Origin of the sequence: Microbacterium sp., from assembly GCF_041641055.1 — a bacterium.
GTDB lineage: Bacteria > Actinomycetota > Actinomycetes > Actinomycetales > Microbacteriaceae > Microbacterium.
Genome location: NZ_JBEPZB010000019.1, coordinates 10952 through 36721 on the forward strand (window position 1 = coordinate 10952; position 25770 = coordinate 36721).

General features: G+C 69.2%; 26 protein-coding genes. 17 read left to right on the plus strand and 9 right to left on the minus strand.

Annotated elements, in window-relative coordinates; translation table 11 throughout:
- Positions 1–125: 125 nt before the first annotated feature.
- The 5 genes from phnD to ACESK8_RS12395 are packed head-to-tail and all read left to right on the plus strand — an operon-like array spanning position 126 to position 4446.
- A complete protein-coding gene (gene phnD / locus ACESK8_RS12375) occupies positions 126–1070 on the plus strand; it encodes a phosphate/phosphite/phosphonate ABC transporter substrate-binding protein (RefSeq protein ID WP_372968877.1) in 945 nt (314 codons plus the stop codon).
- Positions 1067–1987 (plus strand): phosphonate ABC transporter ATP-binding protein, encoded by a 921-nt coding sequence (locus ACESK8_RS12380; protein WP_320489500.1) that lies wholly within the window; start codon positions 1067–1069, stop codon positions 1985–1987. The genes phnD and ACESK8_RS12380 overlap by 4 nt, the downstream gene beginning before the upstream one ends.
- On the plus strand, positions 1971–2861 hold the full coding sequence (gene phnE, locus ACESK8_RS12385) for a phosphonate ABC transporter, permease protein PhnE (protein WP_187249061.1): 891 nt from the start codon (positions 1971–1973) through the stop codon (positions 2859–2861). The genes ACESK8_RS12380 and phnE overlap by 17 nt, the downstream gene beginning before the upstream one ends.
- Positions 2858–3625 (plus strand): tyrosine-protein phosphatase, encoded by a 768-nt coding sequence (locus ACESK8_RS12390; protein WP_372968878.1) that lies wholly within the window; start codon positions 2858–2860, stop codon positions 3623–3625. Before phnE ends, ACESK8_RS12390 begins: the two co-directional genes overlap by 4 nt.
- Positions 3622–4446 carry a TetR/AcrR family transcriptional regulator gene (locus ACESK8_RS12395; RefSeq protein ID WP_372968879.1) on the plus strand — a complete coding sequence of 275 codons (825 nt, stop codon included), beginning with the start codon at positions 3622–3624 and terminating at the stop codon, positions 4444–4446. The genes ACESK8_RS12390 and ACESK8_RS12395 overlap by 4 nt, the downstream gene beginning before the upstream one ends.
- A 173-nt stretch (positions 4447–4619) precedes the next feature.
- Here ACESK8_RS12395 and ACESK8_RS12400 read toward each other — a convergent pair whose 3' ends face one another.
- Complete coding sequence (locus ACESK8_RS12400; RefSeq protein ID WP_372968880.1) at positions 4620–4943, minus strand: cupin domain-containing protein; 324 nt, start codon at positions 4941–4943, stop codon at positions 4620–4622.
- 197 nt (positions 4944–5140) lie between these two features.
- Positions 5141–7678, minus strand: a complete 2538-nt coding sequence (locus ACESK8_RS12405; protein WP_372968881.1) for an MMPL family transporter — start codon at positions 7676–7678, stop codon at positions 5141–5143.
- Positions 7679–7749: 71 nt separating this feature from the next.
- Between ACESK8_RS12405 and ACESK8_RS12410 the strand changes: the two genes are divergently transcribed.
- Positions 7750–8325 carry a TetR/AcrR family transcriptional regulator gene (locus tag ACESK8_RS12410; RefSeq protein ID WP_372968882.1) on the plus strand — a complete coding sequence of 192 codons (576 nt, stop codon included), beginning with the start codon at positions 7750–7752 and terminating at the stop codon, positions 8323–8325.
- An 18-nt stretch (positions 8326–8343) separates the two neighbouring features.
- Here the strand turns inward: ACESK8_RS12410 and ACESK8_RS12415 are convergent, their stop codons facing one another.
- The 4 genes from ACESK8_RS12415 to ACESK8_RS12430 all read right to left on the minus strand — a co-directional run bounded on the left by ACESK8_RS12415 (position 8344) and on the right by ACESK8_RS12430 (position 12818).
- A complete protein-coding gene (locus ACESK8_RS12415) occupies positions 8344–9051 on the minus strand; it encodes a DUF2786 domain-containing protein (RefSeq protein WP_372968883.1) in 708 nt (235 codons plus the stop codon).
- A gap of 279 nt (positions 9052–9330) precedes the next feature.
- Positions 9331–9474, minus strand: a complete 144-nt coding sequence (locus ACESK8_RS12420; RefSeq protein ID WP_157519610.1) for a hypothetical protein — start codon at positions 9472–9474, stop codon at positions 9331–9333.
- Positions 9471–11804 (minus strand): phosphoribosylformylglycinamidine synthase subunit PurL, encoded by a 2334-nt coding sequence (purL, locus tag ACESK8_RS12425; protein ID WP_372968884.1) that lies wholly within the window; start codon positions 11802–11804, stop codon positions 9471–9473. Before purL ends, ACESK8_RS12420 begins: the two co-directional genes overlap by 4 nt.
- A 39-nt stretch (positions 11805–11843) precedes the next feature.
- A complete protein-coding gene (locus tag ACESK8_RS12430) occupies positions 11844–12818 on the minus strand; it encodes a helix-turn-helix transcriptional regulator (RefSeq protein WP_372968885.1) in 975 nt (324 codons plus the stop codon).
- Positions 12819–12918: 100 nt separating this feature from the next.
- Between ACESK8_RS12430 and ACESK8_RS12435 the strand changes: the two genes are divergently transcribed.
- The 4 genes from ACESK8_RS12435 (at position 12919) to ACESK8_RS12450 (ending at position 15811) form a co-directional block, all read left to right on the plus strand.
- On the plus strand, positions 12919–13413 hold the full coding sequence (locus ACESK8_RS12435) for a VOC family protein (RefSeq protein ID WP_372968886.1): 495 nt from the start codon (positions 12919–12921) through the stop codon (positions 13411–13413).
- A 211-nt stretch (positions 13414–13624) separates the two neighbouring features.
- Complete coding sequence (locus ACESK8_RS12440) at positions 13625–14176, plus strand: hypothetical protein (protein WP_372968887.1); 552 nt, start codon at positions 13625–13627, stop codon at positions 14174–14176.
- A complete protein-coding gene (locus ACESK8_RS12445) occupies positions 14164–14892 on the plus strand; it encodes an ATP-binding cassette domain-containing protein (protein WP_372968888.1) in 729 nt (242 codons plus the stop codon). The genes ACESK8_RS12440 and ACESK8_RS12445 overlap by 13 nt, the downstream gene beginning before the upstream one ends.
- Positions 14855–15811, plus strand: coding sequence for a hypothetical protein (locus tag ACESK8_RS12450; protein ID WP_372968889.1), 957 nt, complete (start codon positions 14855–14857; stop codon positions 15809–15811). The genes ACESK8_RS12445 and ACESK8_RS12450 overlap by 38 nt, the downstream gene beginning before the upstream one ends.
- A 14-nt stretch (positions 15812–15825) precedes the next feature.
- Here ACESK8_RS12450 and ACESK8_RS12455 read toward each other — a convergent pair whose 3' ends face one another.
- Entirely contained in the window at positions 15826–17385 is a 1560-nt protein-coding gene (locus ACESK8_RS12455; protein ID WP_372968890.1) for a serine/threonine-protein kinase, read from the minus strand.
- A 374-nt stretch (positions 17386–17759) separates the two neighbouring features.
- On the opposite strand from ACESK8_RS12455, the gene ACESK8_RS12460 reads away from it, so the two are divergent.
- The 3 genes from ACESK8_RS12460 (at position 17760) to ACESK8_RS12470 (ending at position 20109) form a co-directional block, all read left to right on the plus strand.
- On the plus strand, positions 17760–17987 hold the full coding sequence (locus ACESK8_RS12460) for a DUF2188 domain-containing protein (RefSeq protein ID WP_060927961.1): 228 nt from the start codon (positions 17760–17762) through the stop codon (positions 17985–17987).
- A 34-nt stretch (positions 17988–18021) separates the two neighbouring features.
- Entirely contained in the window at positions 18022–18783 is a 762-nt protein-coding gene (locus tag ACESK8_RS12465) for a 3-keto-5-aminohexanoate cleavage protein (protein WP_372968891.1), read from the plus strand.
- 144 nt (positions 18784–18927) lie between these two features.
- Positions 18928–20109, plus strand: a complete 1182-nt coding sequence (locus ACESK8_RS12470; protein ID WP_372968892.1) for a MalY/PatB family protein — start codon at positions 18928–18930, stop codon at positions 20107–20109.
- Positions 20110–20515: 406 nt separating this feature from the next.
- On the opposite strand, the gene ACESK8_RS12475 is transcribed toward ACESK8_RS12470, so the two are convergent.
- The gene (locus tag ACESK8_RS12475; RefSeq protein WP_372968893.1) at positions 20516–21697 is read right to left on the minus strand and encodes a MalY/PatB family protein; all 1182 of its coding nucleotides are present in this window, start codon (positions 21695–21697) and stop codon (positions 20516–20518) included.
- 329 nt (positions 21698–22026) lie between these two features.
- Between ACESK8_RS12475 and gnd the strand changes: the two genes are divergently transcribed.
- The 3 genes from gnd to ACESK8_RS12490 all read left to right on the plus strand — a co-directional run bounded on the left by gnd (position 22027) and on the right by ACESK8_RS12490 (position 24145).
- Positions 22027–23088: a phosphogluconate dehydrogenase (NAD(+)-dependent, decarboxylating) gene (gene gnd, locus ACESK8_RS12480; protein ID WP_372968894.1), complete on the plus strand. Its 1062-nt coding sequence runs from the start codon at positions 22027–22029 to the stop codon at positions 23086–23088.
- 197 nt (positions 23089–23285) lie between these two features.
- The gene (locus ACESK8_RS12485) at positions 23286–23756 is read left to right on the plus strand and encodes a GNAT family N-acetyltransferase (RefSeq protein ID WP_372968895.1); all 471 of its coding nucleotides are present in this window, start codon (positions 23286–23288) and stop codon (positions 23754–23756) included.
- Positions 23757–23809: 53 nt separating this feature from the next.
- A complete protein-coding gene (locus ACESK8_RS12490; RefSeq protein ID WP_372968896.1) occupies positions 23810–24145 on the plus strand; it encodes a hypothetical protein in 336 nt (111 codons plus the stop codon).
- Between the two features lie 12 nt (positions 24146–24157).
- Here ACESK8_RS12490 and ACESK8_RS12495 read toward each other — a convergent pair whose 3' ends face one another.
- Complete coding sequence (locus ACESK8_RS12495; RefSeq protein WP_372968897.1) at positions 24158–25105, minus strand: G5 domain-containing protein; 948 nt, start codon at positions 25103–25105, stop codon at positions 24158–24160.
- A 162-nt stretch (positions 25106–25267) separates the two neighbouring features.
- Between ACESK8_RS12495 and ACESK8_RS12500 the strand changes: the two genes are divergently transcribed.
- Positions 25268–25753: a hypothetical protein gene (locus tag ACESK8_RS12500; RefSeq protein ID WP_060927731.1), complete on the plus strand. Its 486-nt coding sequence runs from the start codon at positions 25268–25270 to the stop codon at positions 25751–25753.
- The last annotated feature ends 17 nt before the right edge of the window (positions 25754–25770 follow it).

The following is a 25770-nucleotide window of genomic DNA, read 5'->3' on the forward strand; positions in this document are numbered from 1 at the left end:
CGCCCTGCATCCGTGATCTGGGCATGCAGGTGTACCAGGCCGCCGACACCTGCCGTTCATCGAGCGTTCCGTTTCGAGTACGGCGGTCTCGTAATTCGCTGTCACCTTCGCGAGTTGGAATACCAGTGTTCTCGGAATTCGCGAACATCTCCTCCCGAAAGGTCATCATGCGCCGCTTCACCCTGCCCGCCGTCGGCCTCCTCGGCGTCGCCGCCCTCGCCCTGACCGGCTGCCAGAGCCCGTCCGCCGAAGCGGCTCCCGCCGACCCGAATGCTCCCCTCACGATCGCGACGATCCCCGTCGGCGACGACCCCACTGCCGAGAACCCCGTCGAGGTCTTCGCCGAGCTGCTCGAAGAGGCCACCGGTCGCGACGTCGAGATCACCGATGTGCCCGACTACCTCAGCGTCGTCGAGGCGATCCGCGCCGACCACGTCGACATCGGCATCATGAGCGGTTTCCCTTCTGCGCTTGCGGTCAACACGGGCGAGGTCGACGCGCTCGTCGCCTTCCAGGGCGACGGCAAGCCCGTCTCGACCTGTGTGGTGCTGAACGACTCGCCGATCAAGACCGTCGAGGACCTCGAGGGCAAGACCGTCGCCTTCGCCGACCAGGCGTCGAGCTCGGGCTACTTCATGCCGGTGTACATGCTGCATGAGGCGGGCCTCGAGCAGGGCACCGACTACGAGGCGATCTTCGCCGGCGGACACGAAGGCAGCTTTGCCGCGCTCGAGCAGGGACAGGTGGATGCCGCCTGCACCGCCGTCATGCTGACCGAGCTCGGCGCGCCGATGTTCCCGTTCGCCGACGGGGAGTGGCGTGCGGTGGGTGAGAGTCCGGCGATGGACATCCAGGGTGCTGTGCTCGGACGTCAGTCGCTCGACGCCGAGACCCGCAAGGTCATCCAGGAGGGCATCGCCGAAGTCTTCTCGCCCGAGAACGCCGAGCGCCTCGGAGCGTACGGCGCCTTCGCCGCCGCCGAGCAGACCGTCGACCCCGACGGCTCGTCGTTCGCCTCGTTCGCCGAGATCGCCGCGGTCGCCGGTGTCGAGCTCAAGGACCTCAAGTGACGAGTCCCGCACCCGTCGTCGCTTCGCTGGAGAACGCGCGCGGTGCGTCCGCCGATCGGCATGTCGCCTCCCGACGCGCCGAGACGGCATCCGATGGTCTGGGATCGCCGACGGCGGAAGAGCTCCGCACCCCGACCGCCGAGCTGCGCCAGGCCCTGCCGCTCGTCACGGTGCGCGACCTCAGCGTCGCGTATGACACCACCACCGTGCTCGACGGCGTCGATCTCGACCTGTTCCCGGGCGAGATGGTCGCGCTGCTGGGCGCCTCGGGGTCGGGCAAGTCCACCCTGATGCGCAGTCTCACGGGCTTCGCGCCGATCTCGGCAGGGTCGGCGCGGGTCGCCGGCTACGACGTCACCAATCTCGCGCGCGGCGAGCTGCGCACCCTGCGGTCGGATGTCGGCCAGGTGTTCCAGCAGTTCAACCTCATCCCGCGCCTGAGCGTCATGACGAACGTGCTGGCCGGAGCCCTGCACGGCGCGGGCTCCATCAATCTGGTCGGCGGCTTCTCGAGCGCGCACCGTCGCCGCGCACTCGAGCTGCTCGATCGCGTCGGCATCGCGCACAAGGCCAACGAGCCTGCTCGCTCGCTGTCGGGCGGACAGCAGCAGCGCGTCGCGATCGCCCGCGCTCTCATGCAGCAGCCGAAGGTGATCCTCGCCGACGAACCGGTCGCGTCGCTCGACCCGAAGCTCGCCGACTCCGTGCTCGGTCTGCTGCGCGAGATCGCCACCGAAGACGGCATCCCCGTGCTCGTCAGCCTGCACGTGCTGCCGCTGGCCCTCGCGCACAGCGACCGCATCATCGGCCTGCGGCACGGACGGATGCTGGTCGCCGGCGCCACTTCGCAGCTGGATGCCGCGGCCCTTGCGCCGCTCTACGACGACGAGGAGCACGACGATGACGCTCACCACTGACCCCCGCTCCACGGCAGGGTCGGCAGGCTCAGCCGGCCCCGCCGCCGGCACGACCGACCGCTCGATCTCGAGGCCGACCCTCGACCCTGCCGAGCGCTCGCGGCTCGAGCGGGCGTTCCGGGTGCCGCGCGCGAGGTTTTTGCTCGGGCTGCCGATCGCCGCCCTGCTGCTGATCTGGTCGTTCAACGGCGCCGAGTTCAACTTCATCAAGCTGGGCGACGGCGCGGTCAACATGGGCGAGTTCCTGTCGCGCCTGCTCCCGCCGGACTTCTCGAAGATCGGCACGATCCTCGCGCTGCTGCTCGAGACCTTCCAGATGGCGGTGGTCGGCACCGTGCTCGGAGCCGTGCTGTCGCTGCTCGTCGCCTTCGGGGCATCGTCGAACATCGCGCCGAAGTGGGTCTACTACCCGACGCGCTGGGTGATGAACATCATCCGCTCGGTGCCCGACCTGGTGTTCGCGCTCATGTTCGTCTCGGCTGTCGGACTCGGTCCGTTCGCCGGCATCCTGGCCATGACCCTCGGCTCGATCGGGTCGATCGGCAAGATCTTCGCCGAGGCCATGGAGCAGGTCGACCGCGGACCCGTCGTCGCCATGGAGGCGGTCGGTGCCTCGAAGCGTCAGGTCATCCAGTACGGCATCCTGCCGCAGAGCGCACCGCTGCTCACGTCCTACACGCTGCTGCTGTTCGAGGGCAACGTGCGCGGCGCGACCATCCTCGGCCTCGTCGGCGCCGGTGGCATCGGCCTCGAGCTGACCACCGCCATGCGCATGTACGACTACGGCCACCTCAGCGCCATCATCATCTGCATCATCGTGCTCGTCACGGCGATCGACCAGGGCAGCGCCCTCATCCGAAGGAGAATCACATGACCATCGCCGACATCGACCTGGTGCTCAGCGCCCCCGTCAATCTGCGCGATCTCGGCGGCATCCCCATCGACGGAGGCGTGCTCCGACAGGGAGTCGCGATCCGCACGGACGATCTCGCCTATGTGACCGACGAGGTCGCGTCAGAGCTCGTCGCCGCAGGTCTCACCGCGATCATCGACCTGCGTTCGCCGCTGGAGGTGTCGGTCACCGGCCGTGGACCGCTCGGCGAGTACCCGGTCTCGTATCATCACCTTCCGCTGATCGCGGATGTCGGCGAGTCGATGAGCCGTGACGCGCCCGAGCTCAGCCACGACGCCATGGGCCGGATGTACCTGCGCATGGTCGACGTCGCCGCGCCTCAGCTCGTCACCGCGCTGAACGTCATCGCGCACACCCCGGGCACCGCGGCATTCCACTGCGCCGCCGGACGCGATCGCACCGGCGTGCTCGCGGCGATGCTGCTGCTCGCCCTCGGAGCGGCGGATGACGACATCGTCGCCGACTACGCCCTGACCGGCGCGAACATGGTGGCGATCATGCAGCGCACTGCGCCGGTGATGGGCGCGATGTGGAAGGCGCTCGGCTTCGACGCGGACGCCTCCGGGGCGACGTCGTCGCTGCTCGAAGGCTCGATGGAGGTGTCGATGCGCACCGTGCTCGACACGCTTCGCGAGCAGCACGGCGATCCGCTGGCGCCGCTGCGGGCAGCCGGACTGTCGCATGCGACCATCGCGCGACTTCGCGAACGGGCGCTCGCCGCGTGACGACCGCGGAGCTGGAGGCTCGCGTCGCGAGCGCGGGTGACGCTGTCGGTGCTGCCCCGGTCGCGCTTGGTGCCGTTCCGGTCGCCGCTGGTGCCGTGTCCGACGGTTCTGTCGGTGTTCCGGTCGCACTTGGTGCCGCTTCGCACCTCGTGAACCCGGCACAAAGTGCGACCGGAACTGCGGGCGCGAAGTCCGCGGGCGGGACGGATGCCGGTGCAGCGGTGCGGCGTCGGCCCGGCCGGCCGCGTGACGAGGACATGGATGGTCAGATCCTCGCGGCGACGCTCGCGATCATCGACGCCGGCGAGGATGTGACGGTCGGCCGCGTCGTCGCGCGGAGTGGTGTGAGTCGTGCCGCGCTGTATCGTCGGTGGCCGTCGCTCACGACGCTGATCGCCGCGGCTCTCGACGTCGGCCGGACGATTCCGCCGGAGTACCCGGACGATGTCGACCTGCGCGAGGCGCTGTTCGACGGTTTCGGGCTCGGTGAGACCGGGATGGCGCTGTCGGTCGCGGCATCCGGATATGCGGAGGAGCGATTCCGACAGCGCATCCGGCTCGTGATGGCGGACCGTGCACTCCAGAAGGCGTACTGGCAGTCGCATGTGTCGCGGCGGCGGGTGCCGCTGGTGACTGCGCTGCGCCGCGGGATCGCTCGCGGTGAGCTGCGGGACGATCTCGATGTCGAGGCCTGCTTCGATGCGATAGCCGGCAGCGCGTATTACCAGATCGTCGTGCGCGGCGATCGGATGGACGACCCCTCGGTGGCTGCGCGTGTGCGTGCCGCGGTGGACATGATCTGGCGCGGGATGGTGGCCTGACGCGGCATCCGCTTCATCTGCATGCTCAGATCACAGATGCAGGGCGAGACCCCCGGATCCGGCCCGCATCTGTGACCGGGGCATGCATTCGGAAAGGGGCTGTGCGAGGACGATGGCGATGACAACCTGGACGACAGTGATCGGGGTCGGTCACGGGTACGGGAGCAGGATGCCTATGCGAGCCACTCGGTGACGAACCGGTCGTTCGCATGGATGTGGGTCGCCTCATAAGTCCCGCCATCGAGGACCTCGAAGCGGTGCGCGACGAGGGCGGGCACGACGAGGATCTGCCCGCCGACACCGACGACGGTCTCCTCGCCGACAGTGAAGAGCGCGCGACCCTGACGGATCACGAACGTCTCCGCATACGGATGCCGGTGCAGCCGCGGCCCTGCCCCTGGCCGGGCGATGTACTCCCGCATGATGCTGACGGGCGACCCGATCAGGTAGCCCTCGATGTCTGCATCCCGCGGAGCGTCGATCGGTGCGATGGTCATCGTGCCTCCTTGCGCGCTTGCCGCCGAGGCTACCGAGGCGCGCGCGAGTTCGGAAGACTCGCGGGAATCTCACGCAACGAAGGAGATCTCACGCAACGAAGGAGCATTCCTCGGTTGGGCTCCTTCGTTGTGCGAGATCTCCTTCGCTGGGAACCCAGGCAGTCACTGCCGCGCGAGCGGCAGTGACTGCCGCGACGTCAGCGCGCCTCAGGCGTCTCAGAGCTCGCCACGACGGTGACCGTGTCGGTCCGCACGCCGGGGTGGTCGCGCTCGAGCGCCGCGCCCTCCATGTCGACGTTGGGGAGGATGCGGTCGAGCCAGCGCGGCAGCCACCAGGCCGATCTGCCGAGCAGGTGCATGAGCGCCGGCATGAGGAGCATCCGCACGACGAAGGCGTCGAGCAGCACGCCGAAGGCGAGCCCGAAGCCGATCGAGCGGATGATCGTCGACTCCGAGAAGATGAACCCTCCGAAGACCGACACCATGATCAGGGCGGCGGCGACGACCACCGAGCGCCCGGCCCGGAATCCCTGGGCCACGGCGTCGCGCGCCGAGGCGCCGTGCACGTACGCCTCTCGCATGCCCGAGGCGAGGAACAGTTGATAGTCCATCGCGAGCCCGAACAGGATGCCGACGAGGATGACCGGGAGGAAGCTGAGGATGGGGCCGGTGCTGTGCAGGCCGATGATCTCGGCACCCCAGCCCCACTGGAACACGGCGACGATGAGTCCGTAGGTCGCGAAGAGCGACAGGACGAACCCTCCGGTCGCGATGATCGGGACCAGCAGCGAACGGAACACGACGATCATGATCAGCAGCGAGAGCCCGACGACGACCACGAGGTAGAGCGGCAGGACGCCGGCCAGTGCCTCGGAGATGTCGATGTTGGTCGCCGCCTGGCCCGCCACGCCGAGTGTGATGCCCCCGTCGAGCTGCGGCAGCGACCGGATGTCCTGCACGAGCTTCTCGGTCGAGGCGCTGTTCGGGCCCTCTGCGGGGAGCACCTGGAACGCGAGGAGGGTGTTGTCGTCCGACGTCGCGATGGGTGCGACAGCGTCGACGTCATCCTGGTCGGACAGCGTCTGGGCGATCTCGACCTGTGTGGCGAGCAGATCGTCGTCGCTCACGGCGTCGTCGAGGGTCGCCGTGACCAGCAGTGGCCCGTTCGCCCCTTCTCCGAACTGGTCGTCGACGGCGTGGAACGCGCGGTAACTCGTGGAATCGGACGGTTCGCTGGCGCCGTCGGGCAGGCCGAGGCGCATCGACATCGACGGGATGGCCACGACCAGAAGCACGATGACGCTGACCAGCGCCGTGACGATCGCGCGCAGCGTCGACATCCGCGTGACGGGCTTGCCTGCGGCGTGCGGCTGGCCGATCGTGGCGCGGGTCTTGGTGCTGAGCAGGCGCGTGCCGATCAGGCCGAGGATGGCGGGAGCCAGTGTGATTGCGACCAGCACGGCGACCGCGACGCAGACCGCACCGACCGTGCCCATGAGCCCGAGGAACGGGACGCCCGTCACGTTCAGTGCGAGCAGGGCGACGATCACCGTGGCGCCGGCGAAGACCACTGCGGTGCCGGAGGTGCCGGTCGCGAGGCCGATCGACTCCCTGACGGGGACGCCGTTGAGCAGCTGCTTGCGATGCCTGTTGACGATGAACAGCGAGTAGTCGATGCCCACCGCGAGACCGAGCATCACCCCGAGGACGGGAGTGACGGATGCCATATCGACGACGCCCGAGAAGGCGAGGGATGCCGTCACGCCGACACCCACACCCACGACCGCCGTGACGATCGGCAGGGCGGCGCCGATGAGCGTGCCGAGCATCACGATCAGGACCACGGCGGCGAACGCGAGACCGATCGCCTCGCCGACGCCGAAGATCTCGGGGACTCCCTGTGCGATGTCGGTGCCGAAGTCGACCTCGACGCCGTCGATGGGAGATGACTCGAAGTGGTCGATCGTGCCCTGCTTGACCTCTTCGGACAGTTCGAGACGCGGGTCCTCGAACGACACGTTGACGATCGCCGTCGACCCGTCTTCTGAGACGACGCCGATTCCGTCGGCGAGCTCGAGCAGAGTCGATCCGAGGTCGACCTTCTCGGCATTGGCCTCGAGCTCTGCCCGTGACTCGTCGATCGTCTTCTGCTGTGCATCGAGTTCGGCGAGCTGCGCGTTGAGCGCCGCGATCTGTGCGTCCAGGGCTGCGACCTGCTCGGAGGCCCCGCCGGTCTCGGCCTGCGACCGCGCAGCGATGAGCTGCTCGAGTCCGGCTTCGAGCTGGGTGCGCCCGTCGTCGAGCTGGGTCTGTCCGGCATCGAGCTGCGCCGTGCCGCCCTCGATCTGGTCCTTGCCATCCGCGAGATCCCGCGCCTGCACCGCCTGCTGCTGCTGCGCGTCGAACGGGTCGATGACCGACGCCACGCCGTCGAGATCTTCGGCGCTCGCGGCGAGCTTCGCGATCTCCTGCTTCTGCTGCTCGGTGAACGCGGAGCCGTCAGCGGTGCGGTAGACGACCGTGCCGGTGCCGCCGGCGGTGTCCGGCAGCTTCTTCGCGAGCTGGTCTGTCACCTCGCCCGAGGCCGTGCCGGGGATGTCGAAGCTGTTGCTCAGAGTGCCGCCGAGTGTGAGGAACGCGCCGACTCCCAGGCCGAGGATGATGACCCACGAGACGATCACCGTCCACGCCTTGCGTGCAGCGAACGAACCCAGGCGGAACAGCAGTGAAGCCACGACATCTCCTTCAGACAGATAGATCATACGGGGCGTCTCGTCTAGAGATCTGTGGTTATCCTGAACGTGTGGTGAACGAGCATCGAAGCGGGCCAGTGCGCAGCACGGCTGCCCGCGAGGCGATCCTCGATGCGACCGCGCGGCTCTTCCACAATCAGGGGTACGACCGGCTCACGATCCAGGGGATCGCGAAGGAAGCCGGGGTCGGAAAGCAGACCATCTACCGATGGTGGCCCTCGCGCGGAGCGCTCATCGGCGAATGCCTCGCTGAAGGTCGCCTCATCCCCGTCGACTTCGTCGTGCCGGACACCGGCGACCTCGCCGCGGACGTCGAGACCTGGCTGCGCAGCGTTCTCTCGATCCTCGAGGCCCCGGAAGGCGGGGCTCTTCTCCGTTCGCTGGTCGCCGCCGCGACCGAGGACGCGGGGGTCGGAGCGCACCTCGGCGAGAGCCTCGGCGTGGAGAAGTACCTCACCGAGCGCATCCGAGGCGGCATCCGCGACGGACAGCTCCCCTCGGACGCCCCGGTCGAGCAGCTCGGTCGAGCCATCCTCGGAGCGATCATCGTCGAGTCGCTCGGCCGCGAGCACCACGACTCCGAATCCATCGTCCACCTGACCCGCTTCCTCTTCTCGCCGCGGTCATAGCGCCGATTCTCGCCGCGGTCATAGCGCCGACACCGCCTGCCCGCCGGTCTGCGCGTCGAGGCCCGATCGGTGCCCGTACGCGAACGAACCCGCATCCGCGTGCCGACGTTGTCGCGCGTGCGACGTGCGCATCCCATCGACAGTTGCATCCACTCGGCTGCGACGGGATGCGAGGACGAGCTCCGTGCCCGTCCCGCTCTCGTCCACCATGACGCGATGGCTCTCGTGGATGCGGCTCATGGCGCCGACGGCGAAGCCCCGCAGGAAGCCGCTGCGCGCTCGCCGCTTCACCCCCTCGCGCTGATCGATGTAGTGGTGACGATGCGCGAGCCACCAGGTGCGCATCGCGACCATGCCCTGCACCTGCAGACTGGTGGTCAGGGTCTTCACCTGCGACACGTCGGAGGCGTGGCCGACCAGCAGCAGGCCGGCGATCGGCGGATACTCGGCGAGTATCGGACGAACGGCGCCGAGTCCCCGGGCCACGCCGATCCCGATCTCGCGGAGATCCTTCGCATAGACGCCGCGGAACAGCATCCGCTCGGTGACGATCTGCTCCTGCGTCTGACCCTGCAGGCCTCGCCTCTCGTCGATCTGCGCCTGTTCGATCCCGTACTTCACGATCAGCCGTTCGGCGTGCTCGGTCAGCGCCTCGGCCTCTTCAGGCGTCGTGCTCTCAGCCTTCGCCAGCAGCTTGGCGATCAGGTCGAGTTTGGCTTCGGTCATGGCATCCCCCTCGTTTGGTGATGCCGTGATCCTTCGCGGGGGTGCCTACATTGCGAGGCCGAATCCCGGGAACTGTGAAGAAACCCGGATCACGGATGCCGGTGCAGAAGAGGATGCCGCGAGGCCGGCCGGGCACAGATTCGGACCCGGCCGCCGACACGCCGTCACAGGGGCCGGGGTCGCCGGAGTGCCGCCCGGGCACTCCGAAGTTGTGCCCGGTGCGGCCCGGCCCGGCCCGGCGCGGCCCGGCACCGGGCCCAGCACCCGAGAGAACCCGATTCAGCCCAGGATGAGCGTGATGACGGTCGCGCCGCCACCGCCGAGGATGAGGGCGACGATCACGGTCCACGCGATGATGCGGATGCGACGGTTGCGCTTCTCGCCGAGGTCGCCGTAGTCCTCGCTCAGGCCGTCGCCGCTCATGCGCCGACCGGCTCGGCGACCGTCGGGCCGAAGGCGGCGGGCAGGGTCGCCTGCGAGCGCTCGCGGATCTCGGCGATCGGCACCGTGAACACATCCTGCACCTGCAGCTGTGCACCCTCGGAGTCGGTCACGCCGATGCGCATCACCGGGTAGCCGCGGCCTTCGCAGAGCCCGCGGAACTTCACGTCGTCCTCCCGCGGCACCGTCACGATGACGCGGCCGGTGGACTCCGAGAACAGGGCGGATGCGGCATCCACACCGTCTCGCTCGAGGATCTCGTTCAGCCAGACGCGGGCGCCGACGCCGAAGCGCGAGACGCCCTCGGCGAGAGCCTGCGCGAGGCCACCCTCCGACACGTCGTGCGCCGACGAGATCAGCCACTCGTCGCGGGCCGCCGCCAGCAGGCCGGCGAGGCGCTTCTCGCCCGCGAGGTCGACCTTCGGGGGGAGTCCGCCGAGGTGCTGGTGCACGGTCTCGGCCCATGCCGACCCCGACAGCTCGGTCGAGGTGGTGCCGAGCAGGTAGATGTTCTGGCCCTCGTCCTGCCATCCGGAGGGGATGCGGCGCGAGACGTCGTCGATGATGCCGAGCACGCCGACGAGCGGAGTCGGGTGGATCGGCACGTCGCCGGTCTGGTTGTAGAACGAGACGTTGCCGCCGGTGACCGGGGTGCCGAGTTCGTAGCAGCCGTCCGCCAGACCGTCGACCGTCTGCCCGAACTGCCACATGACCTCGGGGTTCTCGGGGGATCCGAAGTTCAGGCAGTCGGTGATCGCGGTGGGCACGGCGCCGGTGACGGCGACGTTGCGGTACGCCTCGGCGAGGGCCAGCTGCGCGCCCGCGTACGGGTCGAGCTGGCAGTAGCGGCCGTTGGCGTCGGTCGAGATCGCGAAGCCCAGGCCCGACTCCTCGTCGACGCGGATCATGCCGGCGTCGTCCGGGAAGGCGAGGGCCGTGTTGCCGAGCACGTAGTAGTCGTACTGGTTGGTGATCCAGCGGGTGTCGGCGAGGTTCGGCGAGGCGACCAGGTCGAGGAACTGCTCGCGCAGCACCTCGGGGTCATTCGAGCGGGGCAGCTTCTCGGCGGCATCCGCCTGCAGTGCGTCGATCCACGTCGGGTACGCGACCGGGCGGTCGTAGACCGGGCCGTCGACCGCGACGGTCGAGGGGTCGACGTCGACGATGCGCTCGCCCTGCCAGTCGATGATGAGGCGGCCGTCTCCGGTGACCTCACCGAGGACGGACGTCTCGACGTCCCACTTCTTCACGACCGCGAGGAACGCGTCGAGCTTCTCGGGCGCGACGATCGCCATCATGCGCTCCTGCGACTCCGACATGAGGATCTCCTCGGCCGTGAGCGAGGGGTCGCGCAGCAGCACGTTGTCGAGCGAGACCTTCATGCCGCTGTTGCCGTTGGCCGCGAGTTCGCTGGTCGCGCAGGAGATGCCGGCCGCGCCGAGGTCCTGGATGGCCTCGACGAGCTCGTCGCGGTACAGCTCGAGGCAGCACTCGATGAGCACCTTCTCGGCGAACGGATCGCCCACCTGCACGGCGGGGCGCTTGGTGGGTCCGGTGCTGTCGAACGAATCGGATGCCAGGATGCTGGCGCCGCCGATGCCGTCGCCACCCGTGCGGGCGCCGAACAGCACGACCTTGTTGCCGACGCCGGTGGCGTTGGCGAGCTTGAGGTCCTCGTGGCGCAGGACGCCGACCGCGAGGGCGTTGACGAGCGGGTTGGCCTGGTAGACGGAGTCGAAGACCGTCTCGCCGCCGATGTTCGGCAGGCCGAGGCAGTTGCCGTAGAAGCTGATGCCGCTGGTCACGCCGTGCACGACGCGGGCCGTGTCTGGGTGGTCGATCGCGCCGAAGCGGAGAGCGTCCATGACCGCGACCGGGCGCGCGCCCATCGAGATGATGTCGCGGACGATGCCGCCGACGCCGGTCGCCGCACCCTGGAACGGCTCGATGAAGCTCGGGTGGTTGTGGCTCTCGGCCTTGAAGGTGACGGCCCAGCCTTCGCCGACGTCGATGACGCCCGCGTTCTGGCCCATGCCCACCATGAGGCGTTCCTTCATCTCGTCCGAGACCTTCTGGCCGAAGCGGCGCAGGTAGTTCTTCGACGACTTGTACGAGCAGTGCTCCGACCACATCACGGAGTACATGGCCAGCTCGCCGGAGGTCGGGCGGCGGCCCAGGATCTCCTTGATGCGGGCGTACTCGTCATCCTTGAGGCCCAGCGCTGCGTACGGCTGCTCCTTCTCCGGAGTCGCGGTGGCGTTCTCGACGGAGTCGGGGACGTGCTTGTGGGCAGGTGCAGGGGCGGTGGTCACGCGCACTCCTAGATGAGGGGCCGGCGGGGCATGGCCAGTCTACCCGGGGGACGCGGGGCGGTCGGTCGGTGCGGATGCGGCGGCGAAGCGCGCGGCGAGGGTGCTCGCGGCCTCGGCGAGGGCGGGTGGGCCGACGACGCGGAACGGCGCGTCGAACCGGGCGATCGAGGCGAGGATGCCGACCCACGACCAGGATCCGACGGTGACCATGCAGGACGCGTCTTCGACCGGCTCGACGGTGCCGTCCCGGCCGATCCAGGGTGCGACGTCGCGGGCGGGCAGCTCGATGAACAGCTCGCCGACGCACGGCCAGCGGTCGTCGGCATCCGACCCCTTCGCTCGCGCGGCCAGGTAGGTCTCGGCATCGGCCGCCGGCAGTGGGCGCGGGATGAACTCGGGGCCGGTCGGGATGCGCGGCGACATCCGGTCGAGGCGGAAGGTGCGCCAGTCGTCCGCTTCGAGGTCCCAGGCGAGCAGATACCAGCGGCCTTCGCGGGCGACGACGGCGCGCGGCTCGGTCCGGCGGGCGGGGCGTTCGGGGTCGGCGCCGTAGTCGAAGCGCAGCATCCGCCGGTCGCGCACGGCCGCGCTCACCGCCTCGAGCACCGCAGGATCCACTCGTGTCTCGTTCTCGACGCCGGTGAAGCGGATGCCGTCGACCCGGTGCCGCAGGCGCGACGGCATGACCTGCCGCACCGTCGCGAGTGCGCGCGCGGCCCCCTCGTCGATGTCGATGCCGGTGGTGGGGACGCTCTGCAGCGCCACGGCGATCGCGACGGCCTGCTCGTCGTCGAAGAGCAGCGGCGGCAGCTCGGAGCCCGCGGCGAGACGGTATCCGCCATCCGGACCCTTGATCGCGGTGATCCGGTAGCCGAGGTCGCGCAGCCGCTCGACGTCGCGTCGCACGGTGCGGGGCGTGACGTCGAGGCGGTCGGCGAGCACGTGGCCCGGCCAGTCGCGCCGCGTCTGCAGCAGCGACAGCAGGGCGAGCATGCGAGACGGGCTGCCGGTCATGGCATCCATTCTGCGTCAGGTAGAGGACCGATCCTGACCTCTACTGGTGTGACCGTGGTGTCAGCGGCATCCGCCGCTGCTGACGATCCGAGGAGATCCCATGTCCATCACCACCACCACCCACCTCAACTTCCGCGGCACCGCCCGCCAGGCCCTCGAGTTCTACCAGAGCGTGTTCGGCGGTGACGTGACGCTCGCGACCTACGGCGACTTCGGGATGCCGGCGGATGCGCCCGGCGCCGACAAGGTCGTGTTCGGTCAGGTCGAGAACGCCGAGGGCCTGCGCCTCATGGCGTACGACGTGCCCGGCACCACGAAGGACCACGCCGCGGAGTACCACGCCGGGGAGGATCACGCCGGGACGGCGGGGACCACCACCCGCGAGAACGGGGTCACCGTCACCGACCGCACCTTCTTCCAGTCGCTGCGCGCCGACTCGCTCGACGAGCTCATCGGCTATTGGGATGCGCTCGCCGACGGGGCCGTGATCGTCGAGCCCCTCGCCGCCTCGGCGTGGTCGCCCGGCTTCGGCATGCTCACCGACCGCTTCGGGGTGACCTGGGTGCTCGACGTGCGCGCCGCGTACGCGGGCTGAGTCGGTCGCCGTCCACAACTCCGGAGAAGCGATGCCGGATCTGCGGTGAACGCGCGTTTGCAGCAGATCGGGCGTGCTTCTCCGGAGTTGTGGCTGCGCGGCGCCCGTGACCTTCCTTCCGGGCCGACGACGAATCCCGGTACTTCAGCATCTCGCAACCAAACGAAGCCGATTCGTAGTTGTATGAGGACGCAACCACGACAAGGAAGGCATGATGATGAAGTCACGCAAGAAGCTGGGCGCTGTCACGGGGATGATCGTCGCCGTCAGTCTGCTGATCCCGAACACGGCGCACGCCTCGACGGACAGCCCCACGGTCGATGACCTGTCCACCCAGCAGACGCAGGCGATCGCCGATTGGGAGGCCGGCGCGGCGAACACGTCGACCGTCACCCGACCGAGTGCGAAGACGGCGCTGTCCGCGTCGGGGACGACCGCGACCTCCGGGACCAGTTCGATGAAGCTCTATCGCGGTTCGTGGGTCATGTGGGCGGAGGAGCGGGTCAACTTCGGGTGGGCATCGGGTGGCCGCGTGACGTGGAGCGACGCCTATCAGGCCGCCGGGTACGTCGGCGCGAGCTATGTCCGCCGCAATGGGACGAAGCGCATCTTCGCCTCGTCGACGCGTCATGACTGGCGTGGGTCCTACACCGTCGGCGCCGCAGTGCCCACTCCGTGGGGCAGCGTGAAGGTGTACAGCGCGACGTCGTTCGCCTTCTCGCGCGTGCTGAGCATCGGCGCCTGGCAGCGATGGGAGGACTGAGCCCAGGGCCGGCCGTCACAGTGCCGACCGCTACAGAGCGAGCCGTCCCAGGACTGACCGTCACGGGGCTGCGCAAGTCCTTCGGCCGGCGCGAAGTCCTCGACGTCGACCTGCACCTCGACGAGGGGGAGGTCTGCGTGGTCCTCGGTGAGAACGGCGTGGGCAAGACGACGCTGTTCCGATGCCTGCTCGGCCTCGACGACCACCACGGCGAGGTGCGGGTCGGCGGGGTTCGGGCAGGTGGACGGATGCGCGGAATCCTGGACCGGGAGATGCTCTACGGTCGCTGGAGCGCGGCCGCGAACCTGCGCTACCTGCTGAACGACTCGGATGCCGATCGACGCGAACTCGTCCGGGAGCTGGTCGGCCCCGAGCTGCTCCGGCAGCGTGTGGGGCGGATGTCGACCGGCCAGACCAAGCTCGTCCTGCTGGCTGCGCTTCTGGCCAGCGATGCCGACGTCCTGCTCCTGGACGAGTTCGCGAACGGACTCGACCAGACGACCCGGGCCCGCTTCCGAGAAGTGGTGGCTCACGAGGTGGACGCGAGGCGACGGATCGTGATCGCCACCGGTCACGACCTGTCGGCCTTCGGGTCCCTCCCCACGCGTGTGCTGCTTCTTCACGACCGGACGCTGCACGACATCACCGCCGACTACCTGACCGACAAGGACCTCGCCCGTGCCTATGCGAAGCATCGCCCGCGAAACCAGACGTGAGATCCGATGGATCGTCAGCAGCAGACTCCTTCTCGCACTCATCGGCGGCGCGGTCGTGATGGCGGCGTGGGGCGCGCTGGCCGGCGCATCCTCCGCGATCGCGCTCGTCGTGCAGTTCGAAGGCACGCTGCGTCTGTACAAGGAGAACGGTGAGGACATCTCGACGGCGCTGGCAGCGCCGGCCGGAGTCTCGGGAGACGCCTCGCAGCAGAACATCGGCAACCCCCTCCGCTACGACCTCGATCAGGCGGTGCAGGCGCTGACGCAGACGCAGGGCATGGGCGCGGTCGCGTCGACGCTGAGTCTGAGCGCGTTCATCCTCCTGCCGGTGATCGGATTCGTCGTCGCCGTGTACCTGGCGACCCATGACACGGCGTCGGGGTCGATCGCCTGGCGGTGGCCGGAGAGCGGCGCAGTTCGACTCGCGGGGAGCAAGGCCATCGCGTTGGCGGTGACCATGGTCGCCCTCACGGCGGCGACGGCGGTGGCGAGCGTGGTGGGCTCGTGGATCACCGGACCGATCGTGGCGGCGCGGGCAGCGGAACTCGCATCGTTCGCCGTGCCGGGACCCGACGTCGGACGCACCGTGCTCATCGGCGTGCTCGCGGCTTCGGCCGGCACGACCGCGGCGCTGCTGGGACTGCTCGTGGGCACCGTCACGAGAGATCGCACCTTCACGGTGGCGGTCTTCGTGCTCGCCTACTTCCTCGCACCGATGCTCGGGGCCTCAGACCCTCGGAACATGATCCCACTCACCGGCGAAGGAGTGTTCTACTTCGTCGGACAGTTCCGGCCCGAGGCGGTGGGCGACCTGCAGCCGGTGGTGGGGGCGGCAGCGCAGGGCGTGGCGGCGCTGATCGCGATCATCGGGGTCGCCGTTACGTGGCGCGTCCGGTCCCGACTCCCGTCGGAGCGATGAGGGTCGGACGCCCGCTAGCCCTTGCCTTTATCGCCCTTGCCGGAGTTTCCCTTGCCGGGATTCCCCTTGTCCGGATTGCCCTTGCCGGGATTATCCGAGTTGCCCGAGTTCCCGGAGTTGCCCGCGTTGTCGACGGGCTCGGTCACCACTTCGACAGGGGCTGCCGGAGCATCCTCCGTCGTGGTGTCCGCACTGACCTCGGGCGCCCGGACGACGGCGGTCGAGACCCGGCCCAGGTCTGCGGCGCCGGGAGAGGTGAAAGCGGCGAGTCCGACCACGAGTGCGCCGGTCGCCGCGAGTCCGGCGGCTCCGAAGATCATTCGGCGGCGGCGGTTGCTGCGCGGTGCGCGTTCGGAGTCGTCGTCGACGGTCGGGAGGACGGCGGTCTGGTCGGTGCGGGGAGCGCTCGCGGCGGCATCCGTCGCTTCGTCTCCTGCACCGACCGGCATGGCGGAGAACGCCGGTGTGGGGGAGCTGGCCGGTGTGGCGGAGCTGGCGGAGCCGGCCGAGCCAACCGACATGCTGGAGCCGGCCGACATGCTGGAGCCGGCCGACATGCCGGAGCCGGCCGACATGCCGGAGCCGGGCGACATGACGGAGCCGGCGGACGTGCTGGGGCCTGCCGGCGTGGCCGGACCGGCCGAACCCGCGGGATCGAAGGCCGAGGCGCTTCCCTCGGCCGCGACCACGGAGGCGACCGCCGCGGCCACAGCCGCTCCGCTGCCGTCCGAGGCATAGTCACGCAGCAGCGCGCGGGCAGCGCGGGCGACCTCGACGGCGGTCGGGCGCTCCTCCGGCTCAAGCCGCGTCATGCGGGTGAGCAGATCGCGCCACTCGTCCGGGACGGTCTCGGAGATCGTGGGCGGATTCATCAGTCGTGCGATCGCCGCCGCCCTGCCAGAGGCGAGAGCCGAGTAGCCGGGCGATCCGGTGAGAGCCTCCAGCGCGACGAGTCCGAGCGAGAAGATGTCGACCGGCGTGCCGGGGTCGGCGTCGCGCAGCTGCTCGGGTGCCATATAGGTGAGTGTGCCGAGGACGATTCCCGGGGTCGTGAGGCGCGTGTTCTCGATCGAGCAGGCGATGCCGAAGTCGGCGAGCTTGGCGGCGAACGGGCGGCCGGCGCGTCCGCGAGCGAGCAGCACGTTCGACGGTTTGACGTCTCGATGCACGATTCCCGCCGCGTGCACGGCCGTCAGCCCTTCGGCGAGGTCCCGGGTGAAGCGGGCGACCTCTCGGGGCGGCAGGGGCCCTGCGGCCATCCGCTGCGCGAGCGTGGGGCCGTCGACGAACTCCATGACCAGATACTGCGGGCGTCGCGGTTCGAGCTGCGCATCGTGCAGCGTGACGAGCGAGGGGTGGCTGAGCGACGCGAGCAGCGCCTTCTCGGTGTGCGCGCGTTCGATCGACGACACCGGGCCATCGCCCTCATGGATCATCTTGATCGCCACGGTGCGCTCGAGGTGCGTGTCGTCAGCGCGATAGACGGTAGCCATCCCACCGCGCCCGACGCGATCGTGCAGTATGTAGCGTCCATCGAGCAGTGCCGCCGTCGGCGACATCACTTCCAGCGTCATCGCGTGCTCCTTGCAGATGCATTCGGGTCATGCATCCCTGGAGGATAGGCACGGCGCGATCCGCCCGTCATCGGGGTTGACGTGCGCGAAAATCGGTGGATGCGGTCCCGGCGACGGCGCGCGGTGAACGCGGGGACGGCGCGCGGGGAAGCGCGGCGTGCGGGGGCGAAAACGAATCCGCGATGGTGAGCGGGGCCAGAAACGCATCGGATATTGCCGTTCGGGGTGCGCTTTTGACCCCGCACCGCGAGCCCGGTGATCTATTGACCCCGCACCGCGAGCTCGGCAAGCGCGGCGGCCGTCACGAGCGTGTCAAGGCCCTCCTCGATGTCCGAACCCCCGCGTAGAAATGAGGCACACAGAGAGGATGTGGCATGGCCGCAGGTGACATCGAGACATTCCAGCGAGACGGGATCTGGTTCAACCGCATCGAGGGCGAGTCCCGCACCTTGGGCACCAGTTTCGAGAGTCGATCTGAGGCGATCAAGGTCGGGCGCGGAGCGGCGACGGCACGCCAGGTCAAGCACACCGTGCGCGCCGAAGAGGGGCCCTCAGGGACGGGCAACCTCTACGACTGGCATCCGCGCGACCTCATGAACTGAGCAGCGGGTGGTCGATCACGCACGAGAAGAGCGGATGCTGCTGCAGGTATGCCTCAACGGCGCACGCGCTGTGGCGCAGCATCCGGCGTTGACCGCAGACGTCACGCTCACCGCAGCCGATGCCGCCAGGGCGGTCGCGGCGGGCGCACGAGAGATCCATGTGCATCCGAAGGATGCCGAGGGCGATGACAGTCTCGCCTCCGGCGACGTCGGGCGGTGGCTGGTCGCGTTGCGCGAGGCATGCCCCGGCGTGCCGATCGGCGTCACCACCGGAGCCTGGATCGAATCGGACGTCGAGCGGCGTCTGGCGGCGATCGGCGAATGGTCTGTGCTGCCCGACTTCGCCTCCGTCAACTGGCATGAGGCGGGTGCCGACGAGGTGGCCGCGCTGCTGCTGCGCCGCGGCGTCCGGATCGAGGCCGGCATCTGGGATGCCACGGGGCTCGACGCCTGGCGGCGCTCGCCGGTGCACGCCGACACGATGCGGGTGCTCGTCGAGATGCCCGACGAGGCTGCCGACATGGTCCGCCGTCATGCCGAGGGGCTGATCGCCCACGTGCGGCTCGATGATCCCGGCATCCCGATCCTGCTGCACGGAGAGCAGCGCTCGGCGTGGCCGGCGTTCACGCTCGCGGTCGAACTCGGCCTGGATTCCCGCGTCGGGCTCGAAGACACGCTCGCGCTTCCCGATGGACGAACCGCTCCCGACAATGCCGCGTTGGTGCGGTCCGCTGCCGCGTTCGTGACGGCCGCAGATGCCGAGCTCGCGTCATCGGCGACACTCACGGAAACCTGACTCGCGTCGGTCGTCGCCCTCTCCTTAGGCTGGAGACTTCTCGTCGAGAAGGAGCATCCGATGTCCGAAGTCCGGATCGTGGCCAGCGGCGGCCGACCCACGGCGACCGCGCGATGTCGATTCGCGGACTGAGAGCCGCACACGATGTCTGACGCGCCCGCTTCCTCTCTCCACCCCTTCGACGCGCGCACGCGGTTCGATCTCGACCGGCCCGAGAGCCGCAAGTGGAGCCTGCACCCCGGGCACATCGGCGCATGGGTGGCGGAGATGGACTTCGGCGTCGCGCCGGTGATCGCCGACGCGATGCACCGGGCGATCGACGAGGAGAACCTCGGCTATCTGTCGCCGCCGCTCGCCGAGCGCCTGGGTGAGGCGACGGCCGGATGGATGCAGAGCGAATACGACTGGGCCATCGATCCGGAGCGGGTGCATCCCGTGTCGGACGTCATGGCGGCTCTGCGCGTCGCGGTAGAGGAGTATGCGCCGGCCGGTTCGCCGGTGATCGTGCCGACTCCTGCATATATGCCGTTCCTCACATATCTTCCGGCGATCGGGCATCCGGTGATCGAGGTTCCCGGCATCGAGATCGACGGCCGGTGGCATCACGACCTGCAGCGCATCGACGAGGCGTTCGCCGCCGGGGCGCGCACGCTCGTGCTCTGCAATCCGCACAATCCGACCGGCACCGTGATCGATCGTTCGGAGTTGGAGGCGTTCGCGGAGGTGGTCGAGCGGCACGGCGGCCGGGTCTTCGCCGATGAGATCCACGCGCCGCTGCGCTTCGACGGGCGGCCGTTCATCCCGTACGCATCGGTGTCTGAGGCGACGGCCGCCCACACCATCACCGGCACGAGCGCGTCGAAGGCGTGGAACATCCCGGGCCTCAAGACCGCTCAGCTCATCACCTCGAACGACGCCGACCAGCAGCTGTACCGTCGGTTCGGCTTCTCGGTGCAGCACGGTGCCGCGACGCTCGGTGTGGTCGCGTCGACTGCCGCGTATCGGGAGGGCAAGCCCTGGCTCGACGACGTGCTGGCGTACCTCTCGGACTCACGACAGACGCTCGCGTCGCTCGTGGCCGAGCACCTTCCCGGCGCGGTGTATCGCGCGCCGGAGGCGACGTACATCGGCTGGATCGATGCCCAAGCGCTGGAGATCGACGGCTCACCGGCCGCGTTCTTCCGCGAGCATGCGGGTGTGGTCCTGACCGACGGGGCTTTGCTCGGGCACGGGTATGAGCGGTTCGTGCGGATCGTCTTCGCGACGCCGCGGCCGGTGCTGAGCGAGGCCCTCGCCGCCATGGGTGCGGCGGTCCGCGCGCGCTGATGCGCGGGGTGGATGCCGGGTAGTTGCGCCGTCGCGCCTCGACGCCCTGAGCCCTGGCGTCCTGCGGGATGGTCACTAGCGCACCGCTGGAGGGCGCGTCGCCCCCTGCCACCGGTGGGTGGTCACTAACGCACCGCTGGAGGCCGTTTCCGGTGCGAACTTGACCCCGCTGGCCGCGGGAGATGCGAAACCGACCCCGCAGCGTTCGTTCCCGCATCCGCCGAGCCAGTGGCTCGCGAGCCGAACGCGGACTACTGCAGACCCCGCGTCGGGTGAGTGGTCACTAACGCACCGCCGGAGGCCGTTTCCGGTGCAAAATTGACCCCGCTGGCGGCGGGAGGTGCGAAATCGGCCCCGCTGACCTCGCCACCGCAGCGGTCCGGATTCACCCCACCACGGGATGCCTCTAGCCGGCCTCCCCCGCGGCCCGCTCGCGCAGTGCCCCGGCGATCCGCTCGACCGCCTCGACCAGCAGCGGCCTTGGCAGCGCGAAGACGAAGCGCGTGTATCCGATGGCGGCCTCCCCGCAAGCCGCCCCATCCGTCATCGCGACGCCGGCATGCTCCCGGAACCACTCGCCGAGGTCACCCGTCAGGCCGGTCTCCCGGAAGTCGAGCAGCGCGATATAGCTGCCCTCGGGGACGATCATCCGCACGCCGGGGAGCTTCTCATCGACGAGTTGCGCGAGCATCCGCCGGTTGCCGTCGAGGTACTCGACCACTCCATCGAGCCATTCGCGCCCGCCGGTGTATGCGGCGATGTTCGCCACCACGCCGAGCGTCGAGGTTCCGTGCCCTGGCCAGAACCCGAGCCGTTCCCACAGCTCGGCGTCGGCGTCGTTCGAGAGGATGATCTGCGCGCACTTGAGGCCGGCGAGGTTCCAGGCCTTCGACGCGGAGGTCGCGGTCAGCGTGTGGGATGCGGCGGCATCCGACACCGACGCGTAGGGGATGTGCCGACCCCGGGCATAGACGATCGGCGCGTGGATCTCGTCGGAGAACACCCGACCGCCGGCCGCCGTGACCACGTCGGCGATCGCGAGCAGCTCCTCGCGCGTGGCGACGGTGCCCAGCGGATTGTGCGGGTTGCAGAGCACCAGCATCTCGCCGCCGTCGCGGAAGGCCTGGGCGACGCGGTCGAGATCCATCACCCAGCGTCCATCGACCTCGATGCTCGGCACTTCGATGACCCGGCGGCCATGCATCGGCGGCACGAGGAGGAACGGCATGTACGCGGGCGTCGGCACGATCACCGCGGACCCGGGAGTCGTGAAGTGCTCGATGGCCAGCTCGAACGCGGCGATCACATCCGGCACGTGATGGACCCGATCCGGCGAGATCTGCCACCCGTACGAGTCGGCATACCAGCGCGCGGTCGCCTCGGACAGGTCGGTCGCGAGCTTCGCCGGCAGGTATCCGGTGACGCCCAGATCGAGGGCGTTCTTCACGGCATCGGTGATCGCGGGGGCGAGCCCGTAGTCCATCTCGGCCACGAACGCGCCGATGGTGTCGGGGAACGTCGTCCATTTCATGCTGCCCGCGGCTCGCAGGTCATCGTGGGTGATCTGGTCGAACGTGGCGGAGGTCATGCATCAATCCTTCCACCCGCTGGCGACACCGGGCCCGGTCCGGAGCCTGCGGAAGCCTAGGTCGCGCACGGCTGCAGGGTCACTTCTGCATCGGAAACGGGCCGCACGGGTGCGTTTCTGACCCCGCCCGACTGCGCCCGACTGCGCCCCCGGGTGCGGGGCCACTTCTGCATCGGAAACGGGCCGCACGGGTGCGCTTCTGACCCCGCCCGACCACGCAGCACCGCACCAACCACCCCGCCACGCCCGCAACACCATTGAGCGCACTCGGCACGCGTGCCAGGATGGCCCCGACTCGGCTCACCGGGGCTGGGACGAAGGGATTTCTCATGCAGCTGGCGATGATCGGACTCGGCCGGATGGGCGCCAACATCGTGCGCCGCCTCATGCGGGCGGGGCACGAATGCGTGGTCTACGACGTGAACGCGGATGCCGTGCAGGCGCTCGTCGCCGAGGGCGCCACCGGTGCCGACAGCATGGCCGACCTCGCGTCGAAGCTCGAGGCACCGCGGGCTGTGTGGATGATGGTTCCGGCGTCGCTGACCGGCATGGTCGCCGACCAGGTCGCGGCCGTGCTCGACGAGGGCGACATCCTGATCGACGGCGGCAACTCGAATTACCGTGACGACGTGCGGCGTGCGAAGACGTTCCGCGAGCGCGGCATCCATTACGTCGATGTCGGCACGAGCGGCGGCGTCTTCGGTCTCGACCGCGGGTACTGCCTCATGGTCGGCGGTTCCGATGAAGCCGTCCAGCGGATCGAGCCTGTGCTGCGCACGATCGCCCCGGGCGTCGGCGAGATCGAGCGGACTCCCGGCCGCACCGGCGACCTCACCCCCGAGGAGCAGGGCTATCTGCACTGCGGCCCGACGGGTGCCGGGCACTTCGTGAAGATGGTCCACAACGGCATCGAGTACGGCATCATGGCGTCGATCGCCGAGGGGCTCAACCTGCTGCAGAACGCGGATGCCGGTGTGCGCGAAGCCGAGCATTCCGCCGAGATCGCCCCGCTCGAGGAACCGGAGTACTACCAGTTCCCGATCGATACCTCGAAGGTCGCCGAGCTGTGGCGGCGGGGATCGGTGATCTCGTCGTGGCTGCTCGACCTGACCGCCGCGGCGCTCGCCGAGAACCCGACGCTCGACGGGCTGGCGGGTCGCGTGTCCGACTCGGGTGAAGGTCGCTGGACGGTCAAGGCCGCGGTCGATGTGGGCGTGCCCGTGCCGGTGCTCGCGGCGTCGCTGTTCGAGCGCTTCGCCTCTCGCGGCGAGGACCACTTCGCCAACCAGGTGCTGTCGGCGATGCGGTTGCAGTTCGGCGGGCATCAGGAGCTGCCGGCGGGCGACGTGCTCGAAGCCGGGTCGCGCAAGGCGGACTCCGACAGCGCCTGATCGCGTTCTCCCGGTTCGTCGAGCGGGGCCCACGGAGGTTCACGTCCACAACTCCGGAAAAGCAGGTGCGTCCGCCGGCTCGGCCCCGGAATCCCGGGGAACCGATGCGTCGGCCCGCTCGTTCTTCCGGAGTTGTGAACGGGCGGAACCGCCGCCGTCCGCCCGAGCCGAAGCCCCCGACCCCAGAAAGGCATCCGATGACCGCCGCCACGCGTCGAGCCACCCCGCACGACGCCGCCCGTCTCGCCGAACTCCTGCACGACTTCAACACGGAGTTCGACACCGAGACGCCGGGGGTCGAGGTGCTCGCGGAGCGGTTGCGCACGTTGCTGGGCGGAACCTCGACCTTTGCGGTGCTCGGCGGTGATCCTGCGGTCGGTCTCGCACTCGTGACGCTGCGCCCGAACGTGTGGTCTGACGGACCGGTCGCGCTGCTCGACGAGATGTATGTCGAGCCGTCGCAGCGCGGTGGTGGTGTCGGTAGCGCGATCCTCCGGCACATGGTCGAGATCTGCCGCGACCTCGGTGTGGCGGCGATCGAGATCAACGTCGACGAGTCGGATGGCGACGCGATGCGCTTCTACGAGCGGCACGGGTTCAGCGGCGTCGACCCCGACACCGGCGAGCGGGCGTTCTACTTCTATCGCGCGCTTGGGCCGGACGCCTGACCAGTCGGCAGAGCTTTCGTCTTCAGCCACCTCGCGACCGATATGGTGCAGGCATGGACGGAACGCAGGATGCCGCGCGCGACGGCGCCACCGAGCAGGTTCGCACCGACAGCGCTGTCGAACCGATGCCGCCGTTCATGAGCCGGACCGCCGTCCGCCGCCTCTCGTGGGCGATCGCCTGGGTCATGCCCGTGATCGCTCTCGCCGTCGGCATCGCACTGACGGCTTCGGGAACGAGCGAGGTGTGGACTCCGGTCGGCGACGACACCTACGACGTGACGCTGCTCGCCGTCTGGCCAGTGGGCCTCGTTCTCCTCGCGGTCGGCGCGCTCGGGCTCATCGCCGCAGCCATCGCGACCGCGGTGATGACGAGCGATCGGGCTGAGTAGAGGGGCCGACGTCTAGCGGTCGCAGGCGATCCCGTCGCCGTCTCGGTCGAGGTCGTAGATGTCGCTGCCGACGATCGTGACCGGACCCTCCGTGTACCCGGGTCCGTCGCCGCTGCCGCCTGCGCAGTCGACATCGCTGCTGATCGGAACGCACGCTCCGGAGTAGTTCGGATCGCACCCCCCGCCGCCCTGCTGCACCAGCGGAACGGGCGCTGCGACGGGGGCCGGTGCCTTGGTCCCGCGCGCCGTGACCTCGTTCACCGGCGCCGTCTGCACCGTCTCGCTGACCACTTCGCGGGCTGTCTCGACACCGTCGACCATGGTCACCCGGTAGGTGATGATCTTCACGCCATTCACTCCGGCGGTGACGATCGCAGTCGTGCCCTGATCGCGCAGCGCATCGTCGACGGTGGTCTTCTCGAAGGGGATCGCTACTTCCTCTGTCGCGGTCTCGAACATCGTCGGCGTCGGAGTGGGTGTCGGGCTGGGCTCGGGCGTCGCTGTCGACGCGCCCACGAACGGCTGCGGGTCGGATGCCGTCGGCGTGCCGCCGGTGCTCGCGCTCGCGATGCCTCCGCCAGTCACGAGCAGGGCGGCCATACCCAGCGCGATCAGGCCGGACGGCCTCGAACGGAGTCCGAGAGCAGGAAGAGGACGCGCCAGCAGAACGTAAAGGGCGATGCCGACCACGGCTGTCGCCGCCAGGACGATCGCGATCGGAGACAGTCGGGCGAGCAGACCGCCGACGACGAGTGCGCCGACGATGATCCCGGCGGTGCGCCATCCGGTCCGACGCTTCGCAGGAGTGGGCGCTGCAGCGTCCGCGAGCGCCGCGCTCTGCGTCGTCGCCGCCGCTGCGGGCGATGGCGACGTGGCATCCGTCCAGCGATGTCCATCCCACCAGCGCAGCTGGTTCGGATTCTCCGGATCGGGATGCCAGGCGGCAGGTGGCTGTGACATGAGTGTTCCCCTCGGCGATGAGGCGACGAATCGCCAGCGCTCCCACAGCGCCTCAACCTGTATATCGGTTGGGCGGCGCGCCCGACAACGACCGAATCTGAAACGTGATGAACCGGTGCTAGGTTCACATCCGTCGCCTGATCTGATCACACGAGAGTCACCATGAACACTGCTGCAGCCAAGCCCGTCGCCGCGATCGCTCTGCTCGCCCTTCTCGGGCTGGGGACGGTCTCCTGCTCCGCCCCGTCCGATTCGACGACGTCGTCGGATTCGAAGTCCGACTCCCCGTCCGCAGCGCCGGAAGAGGTCGAAGAGGCGCCGGAGCCCGTCGATCTGACCGGCGAGTGGAAGCAGTCGAACCCCAACGATCCCGAGAGCTTCCAGTCCGCGACCATCACGGCGGACACGATCGAGGTCTACTGGAACGCCACCGACACGAAGTCGCTCTACTGGGCCGGGACGATCGAGGTGCCTGAAGACGGTTCCACCTCGTTCACCTGGGACTCGGTGAACGATACGACGAAGACCGACTCGGCCATGCTCGCCTCCAGCGACCCGACCAAGACCTTCACCTACGCGGACGGCGAGATCTCGTACGAGGTGACCGCGCTCGGCACCACGGTTACCGTGCGCCTCGCGCAGCAGTAGCCCGCAACCGACGCGCT

Coding starts and splice junctions, on each gene's coding strand:
- ACESK8_RS12500 (WP_060927731.1), top strand. CDS start 25,268: ATGAACACTGCTGCAGCCAAGCCCGTCGCCGCGATCGCTCTGCTCGCC.
- ACESK8_RS12430 (WP_372968885.1), bottom strand. CDS start 12,818: ATGACCGGCAGCCCGTCTCGCATGCTCGCCCTGCTGTCGCTGCTGCAG.
- phnE (WP_187249061.1), top strand. CDS start 1,971: ATGACGCTCACCACTGACCCCCGCTCCACGGCAGGGTCGGCAGGCTCA.
- ACESK8_RS12445 (WP_372968888.1), top strand. CDS start 14,164: ATGGGAGGACTGAGCCCAGGGCCGGCCGTCACAGTGCCGACCGCTACA.
- ACESK8_RS12475 (WP_372968893.1), bottom strand. CDS start 21,697: ATGACCTCCGCCACGTTCGACCAGATCACCCACGATGACCTGCGAGCC.
- ACESK8_RS12440 (WP_372968887.1), top strand. CDS start 13,625: ATGATGATGAAGTCACGCAAGAAGCTGGGCGCTGTCACGGGGATGATC.
- ACESK8_RS12390 (WP_372968878.1), top strand. CDS start 2,858: ATGACCATCGCCGACATCGACCTGGTGCTCAGCGCCCCCGTCAATCTG.
- ACESK8_RS12465 (WP_372968891.1), top strand. CDS start 18,022: ATGCTGCTGCAGGTATGCCTCAACGGCGCACGCGCTGTGGCGCAGCAT.
- gnd (WP_372968894.1), top strand. CDS start 22,027: ATGCAGCTGGCGATGATCGGACTCGGCCGGATGGGCGCCAACATCGTG.
- ACESK8_RS12420 (WP_157519610.1), bottom strand. CDS start 9,474: ATGAGCGGCGACGGCCTGAGCGAGGACTACGGCGACCTCGGCGAGAAG.
- ACESK8_RS12400 (WP_372968880.1), bottom strand. CDS start 4,943: ATGACCATCGCACCGATCGACGCTCCGCGGGATGCAGACATCGAGGGC.
- ACESK8_RS12460 (WP_060927961.1), top strand. CDS start 17,760: ATGGCCGCAGGTGACATCGAGACATTCCAGCGAGACGGGATCTGGTTC.
- ACESK8_RS12415 (WP_372968883.1), bottom strand. CDS start 9,051: ATGACCGAAGCCAAACTCGACCTGATCGCCAAGCTGCTGGCGAAGGCT.
- ACESK8_RS12490 (WP_372968896.1), top strand. CDS start 23,810: ATGGACGGAACGCAGGATGCCGCGCGCGACGGCGCCACCGAGCAGGTT.
- ACESK8_RS12470 (WP_372968892.1), top strand. CDS start 18,928: ATGTCTGACGCGCCCGCTTCCTCTCTCCACCCCTTCGACGCGCGCACG.
- ACESK8_RS12455 (WP_372968890.1), bottom strand. CDS start 17,385: ATGACGCTGGAAGTGATGTCGCCGACGGCGGCACTGCTCGATGGACGC.
- ACESK8_RS12495 (WP_372968897.1), bottom strand. CDS start 25,105: ATGTCACAGCCACCTGCCGCCTGGCATCCCGATCCGGAGAATCCGAAC.
- ACESK8_RS12485 (WP_372968895.1), top strand. CDS start 23,286: ATGACCGCCGCCACGCGTCGAGCCACCCCGCACGACGCCGCCCGTCTC.
- ACESK8_RS12435 (WP_372968886.1), top strand. CDS start 12,919: ATGTCCATCACCACCACCACCCACCTCAACTTCCGCGGCACCGCCCGC.